The sequence below is a fragment of the Arthrobacter sp. MDT2-3 genome (genome assembly GCF_059090465.1).
Genome location: NZ_JBNHFS010000006.1, coordinates 109,641 through 125,660, shown reverse-complemented (window position 1 = coordinate 125,660; position 16,020 = coordinate 109,641). Strand labels below are relative to the sequence as shown.

Annotated in this window: 15 protein-coding genes; 8 read left to right on the top strand and 7 right to left on the bottom strand. The window is 62.9% G+C overall.

The window, feature by feature from the left end; all coding sequences use genetic code 11:
- Positions 1 to 13 precede the first annotated feature (13 nt).
- Positions 14 to 196 (top strand): hypothetical protein, encoded by a 183-nt coding sequence (locus tag AC5RUQ_RS17315; protein WP_493948560.1) that lies wholly within the window; start codon positions 14 to 16, stop codon positions 194 to 196.
- Positions 197 to 682: 486 nt separating this feature from the next.
- Here the strand turns inward: AC5RUQ_RS17315 and AC5RUQ_RS17310 are convergent, their stop codons facing one another.
- Positions 683 to 1,672, bottom strand: coding sequence for a GlxA family transcriptional regulator (locus AC5RUQ_RS17310; RefSeq protein ID WP_493948559.1), 990 nt, complete (start codon positions 1,670 to 1,672; stop codon positions 683 to 685).
- Positions 1,673 to 1,820: 148 nt separating this feature from the next.
- Here AC5RUQ_RS17310 and AC5RUQ_RS17305 point away from each other — a divergent pair, with 148 nt between their 5' ends.
- Positions 1,821 to 2,459 carry an HD domain-containing protein gene (locus tag AC5RUQ_RS17305; protein WP_493948558.1) on the top strand — a complete coding sequence of 213 codons (639 nt, stop codon included), beginning with the start codon at positions 1,821 to 1,823 and terminating at the stop codon, positions 2,457 to 2,459.
- A 56-nt stretch (positions 2,460 to 2,515) separates the two neighbouring features.
- A complete protein-coding gene (locus AC5RUQ_RS17300) occupies positions 2,516 to 2,863 on the top strand; it encodes a PLD nuclease N-terminal domain-containing protein (protein ID WP_493948557.1) in 348 nt (115 codons plus the stop codon).
- Between the two features lie 293 nt (positions 2,864 to 3,156).
- Here the strand turns inward: AC5RUQ_RS17300 and AC5RUQ_RS17295 are convergent, their stop codons facing one another.
- From AC5RUQ_RS17295 to AC5RUQ_RS17275, 5 genes are all read right to left on the bottom strand, one after another.
- Positions 3,157 to 3,882 carry an alpha/beta hydrolase gene (locus AC5RUQ_RS17295; protein WP_493948556.1) on the bottom strand — a complete coding sequence of 242 codons (726 nt, stop codon included), beginning with the start codon at positions 3,880 to 3,882 and terminating at the stop codon, positions 3,157 to 3,159.
- A 222-nt stretch (positions 3,883 to 4,104) separates the two neighbouring features.
- Positions 4,105 to 5,022 (bottom strand): NADP-dependent oxidoreductase, encoded by a 918-nt coding sequence (locus AC5RUQ_RS17290; protein ID WP_493948555.1) that lies wholly within the window; start codon positions 5,020 to 5,022, stop codon positions 4,105 to 4,107.
- Positions 5,023 to 5,670: 648 nt separating this feature from the next.
- Positions 5,671 to 6,051, bottom strand: coding sequence for a YybH family protein (locus tag AC5RUQ_RS17285; RefSeq protein ID WP_493948554.1), 381 nt, complete (start codon positions 6,049 to 6,051; stop codon positions 5,671 to 5,673).
- A 143-nt stretch (positions 6,052 to 6,194) separates the two neighbouring features.
- Positions 6,195 to 7,835, bottom strand: a complete 1,641-nt coding sequence (locus AC5RUQ_RS17280) for a GMC family oxidoreductase (protein ID WP_493948553.1) — start codon at positions 7,833 to 7,835, stop codon at positions 6,195 to 6,197.
- Positions 7,836 to 8,082: 247 nt separating this feature from the next.
- On the bottom strand, positions 8,083 to 9,534 hold the full coding sequence (locus AC5RUQ_RS17275; protein WP_493948552.1) for an aldehyde dehydrogenase: 1,452 nt from the start codon (positions 9,532 to 9,534) through the stop codon (positions 8,083 to 8,085).
- Between the two features lie 393 nt (positions 9,535 to 9,927).
- Between AC5RUQ_RS17275 and AC5RUQ_RS17270 the strand changes: the two genes are divergently transcribed.
- On the top strand, positions 9,928 to 10,578 hold the full coding sequence (locus AC5RUQ_RS17270) for a nucleotidyltransferase domain-containing protein (protein WP_493948551.1): 651 nt from the start codon (positions 9,928 to 9,930) through the stop codon (positions 10,576 to 10,578).
- Positions 10,579 to 10,969: 391 nt separating this feature from the next.
- Here AC5RUQ_RS17270 and AC5RUQ_RS17265 read toward each other — a convergent pair whose 3' ends face one another.
- Entirely contained in the window at positions 10,970 to 11,875 is a 906-nt protein-coding gene (locus AC5RUQ_RS17265; protein ID WP_493948550.1) for a LysR family transcriptional regulator, read from the bottom strand.
- 146 nt (positions 11,876 to 12,021) lie between these two features.
- On the opposite strand from AC5RUQ_RS17265, the gene AC5RUQ_RS17260 reads away from it, so the two are divergent.
- From AC5RUQ_RS17260 to AC5RUQ_RS17245, 4 genes are read left to right on the top strand one after another with little or no spacing between them, the layout of a single operon-like run.
- A complete protein-coding gene (locus AC5RUQ_RS17260) occupies positions 12,022 to 13,050 on the top strand; it encodes an amidohydrolase family protein (RefSeq protein ID WP_493948682.1) in 1,029 nt (342 codons plus the stop codon).
- 13 nt (positions 13,051 to 13,063) lie between these two features.
- Positions 13,064 to 13,756: a 4-carboxy-4-hydroxy-2-oxoadipate aldolase/oxaloacetate decarboxylase gene (gene ligK / locus AC5RUQ_RS17255; RefSeq protein ID WP_493948549.1), complete on the top strand. Its 693-nt coding sequence runs from the start codon at positions 13,064 to 13,066 to the stop codon at positions 13,754 to 13,756.
- Positions 13,756 to 14,694: an amidohydrolase family protein gene (locus AC5RUQ_RS17250; RefSeq protein ID WP_493948548.1), complete on the top strand. Its 939-nt coding sequence runs from the start codon at positions 13,756 to 13,758 to the stop codon at positions 14,692 to 14,694. The genes ligK and AC5RUQ_RS17250 overlap by 1 nt, the downstream gene beginning before the upstream one ends.
- Before the next feature lies 1 nt (position 14,695).
- Entirely contained in the window at positions 14,696 to 15,997 is a 1,302-nt protein-coding gene (locus AC5RUQ_RS17245) for a protocatechuate 4,5-dioxygenase subunit alpha/beta (protein ID WP_493948547.1), read from the top strand.
- Positions 15,998 to 16,020: the final 23 nt, after the last annotated feature.

Genomic DNA, 16,020 nt, shown 5'->3' with positions numbered 1-16,020 from the left:
ACAGAGGATCCCCTTGCAGCTCACCGCCCACATCATCAGCGCCGCGGACGGACAACTACTCCTCGGCACAGAAGAACTGCCAGCCCTCCGCGCCACGGCGCGGAACATCGACGCCATAGCCGACGCCGTGCGAACCGAAGCGGCGCGCCTGACAGGACAGGCCTCGGAAGACATCCACGTGGAAGTTCCCTACTAAACCTTCTGATGCACAACGGCCCAAATCCGAGGCCGTCTCGTTCCGCGCCGACAAGCGACCCCTAACAATGACGTCATAAGCAGCTTTACAGAATCTCCATTATCGGCGTTCCAAAATAGGCGGGGGAGGCCCCAAATGGGCTCTTCTTGCCGGGTATTGGATAGAAGTGGTGGGCTCTTCAGTAAGAAGGTCGAGAGCCCGCGCAGGTTGCCGCAAGCTCCCCTATTAGGTGTTGAATAACGGGAGCCCCAGGCGGCGGTCGGGCACGCTGGGTGACGAGGTGGAAACCTGCCCTAAACGCGTTCACGATTACCTTCGCGGGCCGGTTTGAAAGTACCACTCGATAATGAAAACCGGCCGGACCCACACACCGTTGTCGGACAGTCCCGCGTTGGGATACTCCTCATCGCGGCGAGGGCCCTCTACTGCCACTTGGCCAGTGGCAGTGGCACAAGCTGCGGATGCGGATGGTAGGCGGTTCCCGCTTTAGCGAAGGCCGGTGCTGATGGTGTTCAGGAAGCGGTGTTGGTAGGTGGAGGGCGCAATGCCGAGGCGTGTTGTGAAGGCGCGACGGAAGGAGTCAGTGCTGGTGAACCCTGCCCGTTGGGCTGCGTGGGTGATGGTGGAACCGGCATCGAGGGAGGCGCGAGCGAGGTCGAATCGGACGGATTCGACATACTTGGCGGGTGTCGTGTCGAGTTCTTCGCGGAAGAGTCGGGTGAGGTGCCTGGCGCTGATGTTCGCTGTTCGGGCCAAAGTTTGAACGGTGTAGGTGTCCGTGGGGTTGGCTTTCACATGATCCACGACTGTGCGCAGAAGATGGGTGGTGGGGGCGGGGCCTTGGAGGTACCCGGAGAACTGTGATTGTCCGCCGGCACGTTGCATGTAAACGACAAGTGATTGGGCGACGGTGCGTGTTGCTGCTGCGTCGAGGTCTTCTTCAATGAGTGCCAGGGCAAGGTCGATGCCGGCTGTGACGCCGGCTGAGGTGTAGATACGTCCGTCCTTGACGAAGATGGCGTCGCGGTCCACGGTGATAGCCGGGTAGATCCGCCCGAGCTGCGCGGCGTATTTCCAATGCGTGGTGGCCTGTTTGTCGTTGAGAAGACCGGCACGGGCGAGGACGAACGCACCCGTACAGATGGACGCCATTCGTCGTGTCCGGTCATTGAGCACTCGAGTCGCGTCGATGAGGTCCCCGTCAATGGCGGAGGTGGCAAGGTGATCGCCTCCCGAGACGAGGACGGTGTCATAGCCGATCGGGTGAGAGTTCACGTCGTCGGTGGGAATGCTCATACCGATCGACGTGCGGATCGGGCCCCCGGTGACGGAGAGGTAGCTCAGCTCATACCTCCCGCCGACCTTGTTGGCCTCGGCGAACACTTCAGCGGGGCCGGCGACATCGAGCATCTTCGCGCCGTCGAAGACCAGGATCCCGATGTGGCGTACTGCGCCGGTTTCGGCTCGGTCATTCATGGTGGCTCCTTCTTCGTCCGTATCTTCGTTGGATAGGGGTTGGAAGCGGTGTCCTAAAACGGGTTATGTATGGCGTGTATTGCTGCAGGGAAACGGTGTCGTGGTTCCCAGACTGGAAGGGTACCTGTTTCTTCTGGAAGGACTTATCGTGACTGAAACCATCGCAGGGATCCGCATTCCCGACAGCGCCCTGGCGACCGAAGCCGCGCAGCTCGTGCGGGCGACCACACCGGAACTGATCTACAACCACTCCCGCCGGGTGTTCCTGTTTGGGATGTTGCAGGCACAGCAGGCCGGTATCAACCCGGACCCGGAACTGCTGTACGTCGCGGCGCTGTTCCACGACCTCGGTCTGGTGGAACCCTACCGGGGAGATACGCAGCGGTTCGAACTCGACGGTGCCGACCAGGCCCGGAGTTTCCTCACCGGGAACGGGCTCTCCGAAGGGGACGCGAACACCGTGTGGACGGCCATCGCCCTGCACACCACCCCTGAGGTGCCGTGGCGGATGAGCCCCGAGATCGCGGCGACGACCGCCGGCGTCGAGACCGACGTACTCGGCATGCGTCTGGGCCTGCTGAACCAGGACCACATCGCCGAAGTTACCGCAGCTCACCCGCGCCCGGACTTCAAGGCCCGTATCCTCGCGGCATTCAACGACGGGTTCAAGGACAGGCCCGACAGCACGTTCGGCACGGTCAACGCCGACGTCCTCGAGCACTTCGTGCCCGGGTTCCAGCGCACCAGCTTCGTCGACGTCATTCAGAACAGCGCCTGGCCCGAATAACGAGCCACGCCCGGTCGTGGCGGTGGGGCCCTCCTGCTGCCACGACCGCACGCTGAGTGCCTCCACAAATCACCGGCAGATCCCGCATCGCATTCCGCCCGGAGTCCCGTACCGAGCCATTCACAGATGCATCACGTCGCTCATCGGCTTCAAGGCAGGACCAGCACGTGAACACCAGCCACCTCATCATCCTGATCGTCGTTCTCGGCTTTTGGTTAGGCGGATGGATTGCTGCGGTCGTCAGTATCCTCTCGCCGGAGCACACTCTCCGCCCTGGACCACGAAGTCTTTGGATTGCAGCAGCCATCATTTTTCCTGTCCCAGGACCACTGGTCTGGTTTCTCAGCGGACGACCCACCACATCCGACTACCCCACGCGGGCAGCACGATCGATCCTCCGGTAGCCCACCGGCAACAAAGACGAACCCCTTCCTGCATCGGATGAGTGCACGACCCGAGCCCTACCCTTCAAGCGAGACACTAATGACCACTGACAGCAACTCCAACCCCGCGCCAAGCACGGCCACCGTCCCGGCTAGTCTTGCGGGTACGCCCATCTTGACGTCGCCGGCCAACCTAAATCCCGGCTGCCGTGACAGGAGAGACCACTAGCGGGTCCTCGGCCTCGTATGACCTCCTCACGACGAGCGGCCAGGCGGGAACGCCGTCGCATCCAGCCCGGTCGCCGTGCTCTACGTCAGCGAGTAGCGGTGGCGGCCTGCTCGACCGCGGCGTCGATGACCTCCGCGACTTCGATGGGGTGCGTGTGCATGACGAGGTGCGGTGCGTCGAGCTCCGTTATGCCCCGAGATGCCGCGCGCTCGTAGCCGAAGCGCTCTACATCGGGGTTGATGGCCTGGTCGCCAGTCGAGACGATGCCCCATGATGGGGTCGACTTCCAAGCGGCGACGGAGGCGAGCTCACCGAATGCCGCGCCGCTGAGGGGGCGCTGCGAAACTGCTAGGACCTCCGTGATGCGGGTGTCTACCCCCGCCGCGAAAACTTCCGGGAAGGCACCAACCGCAACAGAGACGTCGGTGCCGTCCTCCGAACCGGCGATGGGGTAAGTCGTGTAGACGAGGTTCGAGGCGAGCTTCGAATCCGGGAACCGACCCTGCAGAGCGCCGAGACTTTCACCCTCATCGAGAACATACGCGGAGACGAACACGAGGCCCACCACGTTTTCCGCCGCTCCGGCAATGCCGATCACCGCGCCGCCGTACGAATGTCCGACGAGTACGACGGGTCCGTCTATCTGTTCAACGAGAGCGCGAATGGAGGCCGCGTCCTCTGCGAGGCTGCGGTTGTAGACGGGCGGCACCTTCACGGTGTGCCCCAGGTCGAGTAGCTTTCGGGTGACCGGGGCCCAGCTCGCCCCGTCGGCGAACGCGCCGTGAACCAGCACGATGCTCGGAGTTGTCATAATGTTCCTTTCAATTGATGTTGATATTGCCCCCGGGCCGGAGGCGGGTTTTGTCACGCGACATGCAGACCACCGTCAGTCATGACGGCGGGACGCCGCGACTCTGGCCAAGGTCCAGGTGGAGCCATCTGTATAGGGTGCGGAGACGACGGGGCGCCGGAACAGGCGCACGTCTGCCGATGCCCCGCCGCTGTGCAGTCAATGCCGCGTCGGTCGTGGAGCTTAGTTGCCTGCGACCTGCAGGACGATCTTCCCTCGGGTGTGTCCGTCCTCGAGCAGCCCGTGTGCACGGACAATCTCGGTCCAGGGAAGAACAGTCACGTCCCCAATGCGGAACTTGCCCGCCTCGATCAGCTGAGCGACCTCGTCTAGGATGTACCAGGCGTGCTCGACCGGACCACGACCGCCGGTCACCTGGACGCCCAAGCGTCCAGCGTCGAACTCGACGATCGTGATGACGCGGGAAGGATCACCGGTAATTGAGATCAGTGTGGGGAGGACGTCCTTGCCCTGGAGGTCGAGGGCGGCGTCTACCGTGCGATCGGTGAGCGCGGCGACCCGGTCGGCAAGTCCTGGGCCGTAGGTAGTGGCAACGGCGCCGAGGGTGCGGAGGTAGTCGTGGTTAGGCTCCGATGCGGTGCCGATTACGTCGTACCCGCGTGCGACAGCAATCTGAACTGCAGCAGTGCCGACGCCGCCTGCCGCGCCGTCCATCAGAATCGATGCCGGCGGTTCCGCCTGAACCAGGGCGAGTGACCGTGCGGCGGTCTCGATCGACATTGGCAGGCTGGCCGCATCGGTGAAGGACAATATGTCGGGGATGTGCGCGAACGCGCCGAGGACGGCGAATTCCGCCGCTGCGTTCGGCGCGCTGCCGTACACCTTGTCGCCGACAGCGAAGCCCGTCACGCCGTCTCCCACCTGGTCAACGACCCCCGCCACATCACTGGCGGTTCCCCGCGGCTCGGCGAGCGGGTGGCCCCCGGACCAGGAGCCCGACCGGATCTTGTACTCAAGCGGGTTGATCGAGAAAGCCTCGACGCGCACCCGCAACTCACCCGGCCCGGCCTGCGGTTCCTCCACCTCGGTCAGGTGCAAGACCTCAGGTCCGCCATATTCATTGAATCGCACTGCGCGCATAATGACTCCTTTTCTTTTTAGCTCGGCACTGTTTGGCCGAGACAACCGCTCCGTTACCGGGCGTGCAAAAGGTCCGAACCGAGGGTGCTGGTGGACTATTCCGCTCATGCATGGGCCCTCCACCGGAACGCCTCGCACCAATCGGGCCCACAAACAAGAAAACTCCATATAGATGCTGGTTCCCGTACGCTCGATGCCTGACGCAGAGGTGAGGCGATTCACATGAAGATCAAGGACCGAACTGCCAAGCAGCGCGCTGACACTGTGCAGTCCGACGCATGTAAGCGTCACGGACCTGCGGATACTCGCGATTCCCTTGTCGATCGTGTCGAACTGGAGGTTCTTGGAGAGCTGCTGGTTGCGCCACCCGGTCAGCATGTCCTCAAACGTCTGTTCCTCGGGTCTGCAGCCAATCCCGGACCAGCCACCCCAATCCTCACAGGCGTTTGAAAATGCGTGGGGGATCAATCAAAAGGACTCCTGGCAGCGTCCACTTCTGTCTGATGTGGATGTGATGACTGCAGTCGTTATCCCGCCCGCGGTATCAGTAAGGCGTAGCTCGCCAGGGTGACTCTGCGGTGCTGAGGCAGCTTGCGAGACCCGAGTCGGGACTTGCCTACGGGGTCTCTTGGGTCGGGTCAGGAGCCGCTATTCGATTTTCGAAACATGGTAGTGGCTGATTAGCCACCGCCCGTCAATGTGCTGCAGGACCATTGTTAGGTGTACCGGAACGACGACGCCCTCCGGGCGGATGAAGTCCACGGCAATGTAGGAGATGAGGGCGTCATTCGCGAGCTGGCGGTGATCCAGAATACGGAACACAGGATTGAGGCCTTTTGGCTGTTTGTCGTAATACCTTACGATGCCCGGCCTGCCGGTGGTGTGCTTGTTGGCGAAGCCTTGGAACAGTGCGTCCTGGCTGAAGTAGGAGGCAACCTGTTCCGGTTGGTGTCTGCGAATTCCTTCTGCCCACCCGTTCAGGGCCTCGGTCAGGACAGCAAGCTGGTCTGCATTGTATAAGGAGATCATGTTTCGGTCATCTTCCTTCTTGCTGTGACGATGTCGGAACAGCCAGTGGGACAGTATTCTTTTGGCATCTGTTCGTCGTCACCGAACGGTTCCCCGCGGTACCGTCCGTGGGGATGGTCAGGGCTTGGCTCTTGGCGACGATCTCACAAACCTGTCACGGCCGTCGAGGCGATAGTCGGCTCATTCGTTATGAGCGCGGCGGCCTTCTCGGCAATTGCGTAGACGGTGGCGTTCGTGTTGGCCGAGACCGGTGACGGCATGATGGAGGCGTCAGCGACGCGGAGGCCCGAGATGCCGTGGACGCGGAGGTCCGGGTCGACGACCGATAGGCCGTCAGTGCCCACCCGACAGGTGCCTGCGTAGTGGAAGTAGACGAGGAGGCTGTCGCGCAGGTATTGGCGAACCTCGGCGTCATCGGCGACAAGGGTTCCAGGCTGTGCCTCCCGGCCTCTGACTTGGGCGAGGGCGTCACGGCTGCCGATGAGTCTCGCGATGCGCAATCCTTCGGTCATGACTGCGACGTCGTTCCCGTCGCTCAGATAGTTGGGGTCGATGAGAGGCCGGCTAGCAGGGTCCGAATCGGCGAGGCGGACGGTGCCTCGACTGGAGGGAGTCATCGCCGAGAATCCGATAGCGTAGCCGTTATCAGGCCCGGACATACTGTTTGCACGGTAGGGCTGGCTGATGAAGAGAATCTGAAGGTCCGGTCCCTCGGCGGATGGGTCCGTCTGGATCAGTCCCACTCCCTGGCCGTAGATGTTGTGCCGGTCGAAGGCCAGCGGTGTGGAGACCTCGTAGACGACAGTTGACATCGGGTGGTCGTGGAGGTTGCTTCCAACACCCGGGAGGTCGTGAACAACGTCGATGCCTACCGAGGACAGGTGTTCAGCCGGGCCGATGCCTGACAGCATCAGCAGCTGCGGCGTGCCGATTGCACCCGCCGTGAGGATCACTTCGCGTCCGGCCTCGACGGTCGAGATGAGACCGTCTGCGGAGTACTCGATGCCTGTACAGTGACCGTCTACGATTAGGAGGCGCCGGACCTCTGCCCCGGTGAGTATGTTGAGGTTACGGCGGTTCATCACTGGGCGCAGGTATGCATCGGCCGCGCTCTGGCGCATTCCGTCGGTGACGTTGGCATCACACAGGCCGAACCCTATCTCGAGGCCGCTGTTCACGTCGTCGACGAGGGCGAAACCAGCCTCCGCTGCGGCCGCGAGGGCTCCGAGGACTGCTGGACTCGGATGCGTAGTCGGTCCAACTAGGAGCGGACCGGTGGTACCGCGGATGGCAGGGTCGCGTCCTTCGGTTGTCTCGCTGCGCCGGAAGTAGGGCAGGAGGTCGTTGTATCCCCAACCGGTTGCGCCCTGATCGACCCATGCGTCGTAGCTTGATCGGTGGCCGCGAAGAAAGGTCAGGCCGTTGATGCTGGAGGACCCCCCGAGCGCGCGACCCCGAGGCGCGGGGATGACGGTGCGGGAAAAGTTCTGGGGGACAGTGGTATCGCCCCAGTTTGCTTCGGTACCAAGGAGGGTCGGCCACATGCCCGGCGAGGACATTGAAGGAAGGTAGGTGGCCGACCCTGCTTCCACAAGCAGCACGTGCACCGCAGGATCCTCCGTGAGTCGGTTCGCCAGTACGCATCCTGCCGTACCTGCGCCGACGATGACGTAATCGTAGCCGCGCGCGTTGCGGCGATCGTATTGGGCCGTGACCTGATCCGTCTGGCGCGTTGTGGTGGAGTCAGGAGAGCAGGTGGAGTGTGTTGACGCATCTAAAGACATTGGGGGACCTTTCGTGGTCGGGAGACGAGGGATGACATGCACGGTGAACACATGCTTGGGCTCCAGCGGAACTAGTGGCCCTCTGGGTGGCGGTAGAGTATCGCCCGGCTCCATCCGATGAGAGCGGTGTGACAGATCCGACGCACGCGGTCAGCCAGAACGGGCGACCGGATGATCTTGGCAACCCGGGTGATGAAGTGTCGAGTACCCGCCGACCCCTGGACGTTCTCGCCGCGAGGCTGACGGATCAGCTCTGCTCGAGATGGATCGACTGGTACTGAGTGTAGGAGTGGAGACCCTCTGGCCCGAACTCACGGCTTCCGCCGCTGTCCTTGACCCCACCAAACGGGATTGCGGGGTCGGGCACGTATCCGTTAATGCCGATCGTCCCGGTCCGGACCTGTCGTGCGATGCGAAGCCCACGTTCGGCGTCCGAGGTCCAGACCGTTCCGCCCAGACCGTAGCGCGACGCATTCGCCAGCTCGACGGCCTCCTCGTCGGTGGAGTAGGAAGTGATGGTTAGGACGGGACCGAAGATCTCCTCCTGACCCAAGATAGAGCCGTTGTCGACGTCGGCAAGGACGGTCGGGTTGAGGAACCAGCCGCTGTCCAGCCCTGACGGCCGATCTCCTCCGACCGTCAGCCGTGCCCCCGCGGCGATGCCTTTGTCGATGTACGTCTCGACCTTCTCACGCTGACGCGCAGAGGTGAGTGGCCCGACTTGGGTGGCCAAGTCGAGCGGATTTCCCACCGTCAATGAGGCGGCGAAGGAGGTGAGAGTGTCCACCGTTTCGTCGTACCGGGAGCGGGGCGCCAAGACCCTTGTGGTGGCGTAACAGGTCTGGCCGTTGTTGAGCAGACTGGCGCCGAAAAAGGCGTAGAGGCTACTCGGGAGGTCGGCGTCGTCGAGGACGATCGCCGCGGACTTGCCTCCCAGCTCGAGACTGACCGGGCGAAGGAGTCGGCCGCACGTCTCAGCGATCGACCGCCCCGTGTCAGTCGAGCCGGTGAAGGCGACCTTGTCCACGCCCGGGTGTGAGACGAGGTACGCGCCGGCGGAGGAGCTGCCGGGGACTATGTTGATGACCCCAGGCGGAAAGCCAGCCTCCTCGACGGCCTCAGCGAGGACAGCGCTGTCGAGCACAGTCTCTGGCGACGGCTTGACGATGACGGTGCAGCCAGCGGCGAGAGCGGGGGCGATCTTGGTGAATGCCAGCGTCTGCGGAAAGTTCCAAGGCACGACCGCCGCCACGACTCCAATTGGCACACGTCGGACATGCATCGATCCGCCGTGGAAACCATCCCGGATCTCATCGGTCAACGACTGTGTCGCGATTTGCGCGAAGTAGCGCAGCGTAGAAACTGGCATGCCGGTCTCTAGCTGTCCTGCCAGCGAGATCGGCATGCCGTTTTGGATGCTCACAGCGTGTGCCATGCGGTCGGCGCGTGACTCGAGCCCGATTGCCAGCGCCAGCATCTTTTCAGCACGCTCCGCGGGAGTCCATGATGACCAGCCGTCCGAGGCGTCAAACGCTATGCGTGCGGATACCACCGCCTGATCGATGTCCGCCTCGGCCGCCTCGGGCATCGAACCCACGGCATCGCCGCTGGCGGCCCCAATCACGGTGATGCGGTTGCTCGTCGCGGGCTTGATCCACTGGCCCCCGATAAATAGGTCCTCGTAGTCGAAGGTGGTCATGTGGGCTCGCTTTCCGCTTTGATCCGAGTTCACCCCGCATGAGCGTCGGGCGACGTTGCGGAGCTCGGATACCGGGAACCTAGCAACCTAGAAGGTTTACAGTCAATAGGCGTAAAGCAAATAGGGAAGAGTTATACCCTCCGTTGAGTCAGCCGATCCTCGCCCTGGCCGCCCAGGCCGCGGCGACGACGCGATCGGCGAGTTCTCCGGTGAGCGAGTGCTGCCAATGTGATCTGCAGAAAGCCCAACGCCGCACGTCAGTAGGGCTTTGTTGGACATGAGGGTCCCCCAGGTTAGATGCATTTGCCCGTGGATCGCTTGCTCCCGCAGGTCTCCCTATCAGATCCCTTGCCATTTCGGTGAGCCACCGCCGCCCACGGGTAGCCTAGAGCCATGGCCTCATCCAAACCCACCCTCGCCACGCGCTGGGAACCTCTGCCCCTCCGAGTCGTAGCGGACCTGCTTGGGCCGTCATCGGCGCGTTGGTGGGTGTCCGGAGGGGCGGCGCTCGACCACTGGCTCGGCACTCACACTCGCAAGCACGACAATATCGACGTCAGCACGACGATCGCCGGTCTGCCCCAACTGGTGCAAGACTTGCCGGCGCCGTTTAGTGCGTGGGCTCCGTCAGGCGACGGCGTTCTCCCTTGGGTAGAGGCTGATATGGATGCCGATCTGCAGCCGATCCGTATCCATGATGATGCAACGGGCGCATGGGTACTGCAGGTCAACGTCGAGGACGGCACGGATCGCGTCTGGGTTTACCGACGAGATCCACGACTGCAGCTGCCGTGGGATCGTGCAGTGATCGACGTCGACGGCATTCCGACCGGGGCGCCCGAGGTGCAGTTGGTTTGGAAGGCGCTGCGTCCCCGTCCGGAGGACGACGCCGACAAAGACGCGGTTTTACCGGAGCTCTCAAACGAAGCCCGCGCCTGGTGGGAGCACGCGATTCTGACGATCCACCCGCACTCGTCATGGTCGATCCATGTACGTAGCCCGTTCGCTCCGGGCAAGGCCAGCTGGAACAGGACGAAACGCTAGCTGTATTGTCCCGGCAGGTCGGTGACACGGGGATTAATTTGACGCAATAAGAGACCTCCGGGTGTTGTGTGGTGCTTGTCGGGAGCGAACACAAATCACGAAGCTTGGCCGTATCCCTGAGGGCGGCGGACACCGCGTGCACGGGCGGGCGCAGGGAGAGGCAAACTCCCGGGCACGGAACCTCCGTGAAGGCCGGCGTCAGGACCGCGGTTAGGTCCGGGCCCGCACTCAAAGGCGCCTCACCGGTCAGCCATGTCACCAACAACCGGGTTAGTACAGCTAGCGCTCCACTTCGGCCCTGCCGACGATGCCCCCATAATCTTGTAGTCGACTGGCGACGCCGGGTCACACCGGCTTGTCCAATTATTGAGACGCCCTCAGACGCTTATGGCTACGACTTGTATTCATCCGCCGCAACCGCATCAAGCACCAGCGAGCGGAACCATCGCTGCGCCTGCGAGAGGCTGGCCTCGCGTCGCGTGTACAACTCCACCGGTGTGCTCTGCCCGGGCCACGGCAGCTCGGCGATGCGAAGGCGGGGGAACCAGCCACAGAATACCCCCGCTACATGTCGAGGCAGCAGGACGACCAGATCCGTCGCCTCGAGCACGGCGGGCACTGTGCCGTACTCCTCCATGGTTAGCACGACCTGCGACATCAAGTCATGCTCGGTTAGCGCCTGCACGGGATAGACGTGCCCGCCACGGGCGGAAACCCGTACAAAGCGCCTCCCCTCGAACATGTCGGGCCCGGTCGCGGGCAGTGGATGCGACCCGGACGACAGAGCCACGTATTCGACCGAACGCACGTGCGTCCTCCACAGCCGCGGTGTGGCGATCCGCGTCACGGTCAGTGCCAGATCGATGGTGCCGCGGATTAGCCCGCCCTCGACCTCGTCCGAGTCGAGCCGTTCTACCTGAATTCGCGGATCGGCGCCGACCCGCCCGAGAGCGGTCATGATCGGTGGGAGGAACGTTTGCTCGCCGATCGAGGTGAGTCCGAGGACGAGCTCGCCGCTGAATCCGGTCGGTTCAAACACATCCGATCCCATGACTGTCGCGTCTATTTGTGCCAAGGCGTTGTGTAGGGGCCCAAACAGTTGCGTCGCCTTCGCGGTCGGCACCATGTCGTTCCCTTCGCGACGGAACAGCTCGTCACCGAACCGCTCCCTAAGCCGCCGTAGGGAATAACTGACCGTCGGCTGTGTCACGTGCAGTCGCTTGGATGCGCCCGTGACGCTGCGCAGCTCGTAGAGCGTGACGAAGGTCCGGAGCTGGTTGAGGTCAGGGAACATCATGCCATCGATCTTATCTATGGTTCCGCCTTTACATATCTATTGGACCACTGTGACAAACACCCCTAGAGTCATTTTTGGGGCAAGACCTATCCGATGAAGTGCAGCTGCTTTCGCACCGCTTACGCTCAGTGACAAGGACGACACGCGTGATTATCGACATCCACGGCCACTACACCACAGCTCCTCCACAGCTTGGAGCTTGGCGTGATCTGCAGATCGCATTTACTGAAGGACGCGCGGACGCTCCTGACCCTGCGACCCTGCGCATCAGTGATGACGACATCCGTGAAACCATCGAGGCCAACCAGCTCAAACTCATGAACGAGCGCGGCAGCGACGTCACCGTCTTCAGCCCTCGCGCCTCGTTCATGGCCCACCACATCGGGGACCTCGCTGTGAGCGAGACCTGGGCCCGGATCTGCAATGATCTGTGCGCCCGCGTCAGCGAGCTCTACCCGGAACGCTTCCTAATGGGGGCGATGCTCCCCCAGTCCCCCAATACGGATCCCGCGACGAGCGTTGCCGAGCTTACTCGCGCCGTCGAGGAACTCGGCGCCGTCACCGTTAACCTCAACCCCGACCCGTCCGGCGGCAACTGGACGTCCCCGCCGCTGACCGATCGCTCGTGGTATCCGATATACGAGAAACTCGTCGACTACGAGATCCCGGCGATGGTGCACGTCAGCACGTCGTGCAACCCGGCCTTCCACACGACCGGAGCGCACTACCTCAATGCCGACACCACCGCGTTCATGCAACTGCTTCAGGGCGACCTGTTCCGTGACTTCCCGGAGTTGAAGCTCGTAATCCCTCACGGCGGCGGTGCCGTTCCCTACCACTGGGGGCGCTTCCGTGGGCTCGCAATGGCGCTTGGCAAGCCCGTAATCGAGGAGCACCTGCTGAACAACGTGTTCTTCGACACCTGTGTGTACCACCAGCCGGGCATCGACCTTCTCACCAAGGTCGTCCCGACCGAGAACATCCTCTTCGCGAGCGAGATGATCGGCGCTGTGCGCGACGTCGACCCGCGGAGCGGACACTACTTCGACGACACCAAGCGGTACGTCGACGCCACCACGAACCTGAACGACGCGCAGCGCGCGCAGGTGTTCGAAGACAACGCCCGCCGTGTCTACCCACGGCTTGACCGCGCCCTTACTGCGCGCGGACTCTGAGAGGACCATCAAAATGCGCCTGAACAACCTCGGCATCGTCCGCACCAACATCGAACGTCCGGATCCCACGGACGTAAAACGGCTTTCGCAATTCGGCGTCGCCACCATCCATGAGGCGATGGGGCGGGTCGGGCTCCTGCGCCCCTACATCAGGCCTGCCTACACCGGCGCTAAGCTCTGTGGTCCGGCAGTGACTGTCCTGCTCCAGCCTGGTGACAACTGGATGTTCCACGTCGCCGCGGAGCAGGTGCAGGAAGGTGATGTGATCGTCGCCGGCTGCACCACCGAAAGCGAGGACGGCTTCTTCGGTGAGCTGCTCGCCACCTCGCTGACCGCCCGCGGCTGCAAGGGCTTGGTGATCGACGGTGGTGTCCGCGACGTCGCCGATCTGGAGAATATGGATTTCCCGGTGTTCTCCCGCGCTGTCAACGCCAAAGGCACGGTCAAGGCCACTCTCGGATCGGTGAACATCCCCGTAGTGGTCGCGAACGCCGTGGTGAGCCCCGGCGACGTGGTCGTGGCCGACGTCGACGGCGTCGTGGTTGTCCCCCGAGAGCTTGTCGGAGCGGTGGCAGACGCCAGCCAGAAGCGTGAGGATAACGAGGAAGCCAAACGCGTGAAGTTCCGCGAGGGCGTCTTGGGCCTGGATGTCTACGGCATGCGCGGGCCTCTCGCCCAGGCTGGCTTGGAATACGTGGAGAACTGATGATGACACACGGCGATACCACCGGAGATTTCGAGAAGTCTGAGGGCTGGCTCGACTGGTACGACGGACCGAGCACACCGACGTTCCGGTTGCCAGAGGGCTCTGTAGACGCCCACTGCCACGTGTTCGGGCCGGGCGGGCAGTTCCCCTACGCGCCTCAGCGCAAGTACACTCCGTGCGACGCCTCGGCGGACCAGCTGTTTGCCTTGCGAGACCAGCTGGGATTCGACCGGAACGTCATCGTACAGGCGACATGCCACGGTTCCGACAACCGAGCCCTGGTCGACGCATTGCAGCGCAGCGGAGGTCGCGCCCGCGGTGTTGCGACCGTCCGCCGTGACGTGACCGACGAGCAACTCACCGAGTTGCATGAGGCCGGGGTAAGGGGCGTCCGGTTCAACTTCGTGAAACGTCTGGTCGACCGCGTGCCCACCGGCTCGCTCGAGGAGATCGTGGCCAAGATCGCGCCACTTGGATGGCACGTTGTGATCTACTTCGAGGCCGAGGATCTGCCCGAGCTGTACGACTTCTTTTCGTCGATCCCGACCGACTTGGTCATCGATCATATGGGACGGCCCGACGTTACAAAGGACCCGGACGGTCCCGAGTTCGAACTGTTCCTGCGATTCATGCGTGAGAACACTAACGTGTGGACCAAGGTCTCCTGCCCTGAGCGTTTGTCCGTCACCGGCCCCCGCGCTCTCGAAGGCGAACAGCACGCCTACCGCGACGTCGTCCCCTTCGCCCGCCGCATAGTCGAGGAGTTCCCCTCCCGCGTCCTCTGGGGAACCGATTGGCCGCACCCCAACCTCAAGGACCACATGCCCGACGACGGGCTTCTGGTCGACTACATCCCGCAGATCGCGGCGACGTCGACACTGCAGCGGCAGCTGCTTGTCGACAATCCTCGCCGCCTCTACTGGCCCGAAGGAGTATGACATGACACTCGACAAACCGTACAAAGACGTCCCTGGCACCACCATCTTTGATGCCGATCAGGCCCGAAAGGGCTACCACCTAAACCAGTTCTGCATGTCGCTGATGAAACCGGAGAACCGCGAACGGTATCTGGCCGACCGCGGTGCGTACCTGGACGAGTGGCCCCTCAACCCGGTACAGCGCCAGGCGGTGCTCGATATCGACCTCAACACATGCATCGCCGAGGGCGGGAACATCTACTTCCTGGCCAAGATCGGCGCCACCCACGGCCTGAGCTTCCAGCAGATGGCCGGGTCGATGACAGGCATGTCTGAGGCCGCGTACCGAGACATGATGATCGGCGGTGGTCTGCGCCCGGAGGGAAACCGCCTTAAGGATCTCGACGGATGGACGCCCCCTGAGCCCGGTGAGAAGGCCGAGACGATGCGGCATGATGCTCCGGCGCAGTTCACCTCGGCACTGTTCACTTCGCACGTGCCGGCGATCGGGGCGGCGATGGACCTCGGCAAGACCGAGGAGCCGTACTGGAAGAAGGTGTTCTCCGGGTATGAGTGGACGCGAAAGTGGGCCAAGGAGAACCTGCCCGACGTTGTCATCCTGGTGTACAACGACCATGCCACGGCCTTCGACTCCTCGATCATCCCGACCTTCGTGCTCGGCACCGGCGCGGAGTACCCGGTCGCCGACGAGGGCTACGGCCCCCGCCCAGTGCCTGACGTCAAAGGCTATCCCGAGCTGGCTGCACATATCGCCCAGTCCGTGATCCAGGACGACTTCGACCTCACGCTCGTCAACGAGATGGTCGTAGACCATGGCCTCACAGTGCCACTGTCGCTCGTGTATGGGGACGTCGAAGAATGGCCCGTCAAGGTCATCCCCCTCGCCGTAAACGTAGTGCAGTACCCGGTACCGTCCGGACGTCGCTGCTACGAACTCGGGCGTGCGCTCCGCCGTGCCCTGGACAAGTGGGACGGTGAGCCGCTCAACGTGCAAATTTGGGGAACCGGCGGCATGAGCCATCAGCTGCAAGGCCCGCGTGCCGGCCTCATTAACGCGGAGTGGGACAACGCCTTCTTGGACCACCTCATCGCCGACCCCGTAGGCCTGACGGAATGGCATCACATGGAGTATGTCGATGAGGCCGGGTCCGAGGGCATCGAGCTTGTTGACTGGCTTATTGCACGTGGTGCTATGGATGATCAGTTCGGAGGTAATAGCCCCGAGGTGAACCACCGTTTTTACCACGTGCCCGCGTCGAACACCGCCGTCGGCCACCTCGTTCTCACGAACCCGACCGACTGACCGTATCAAAACAAGAGGACCCA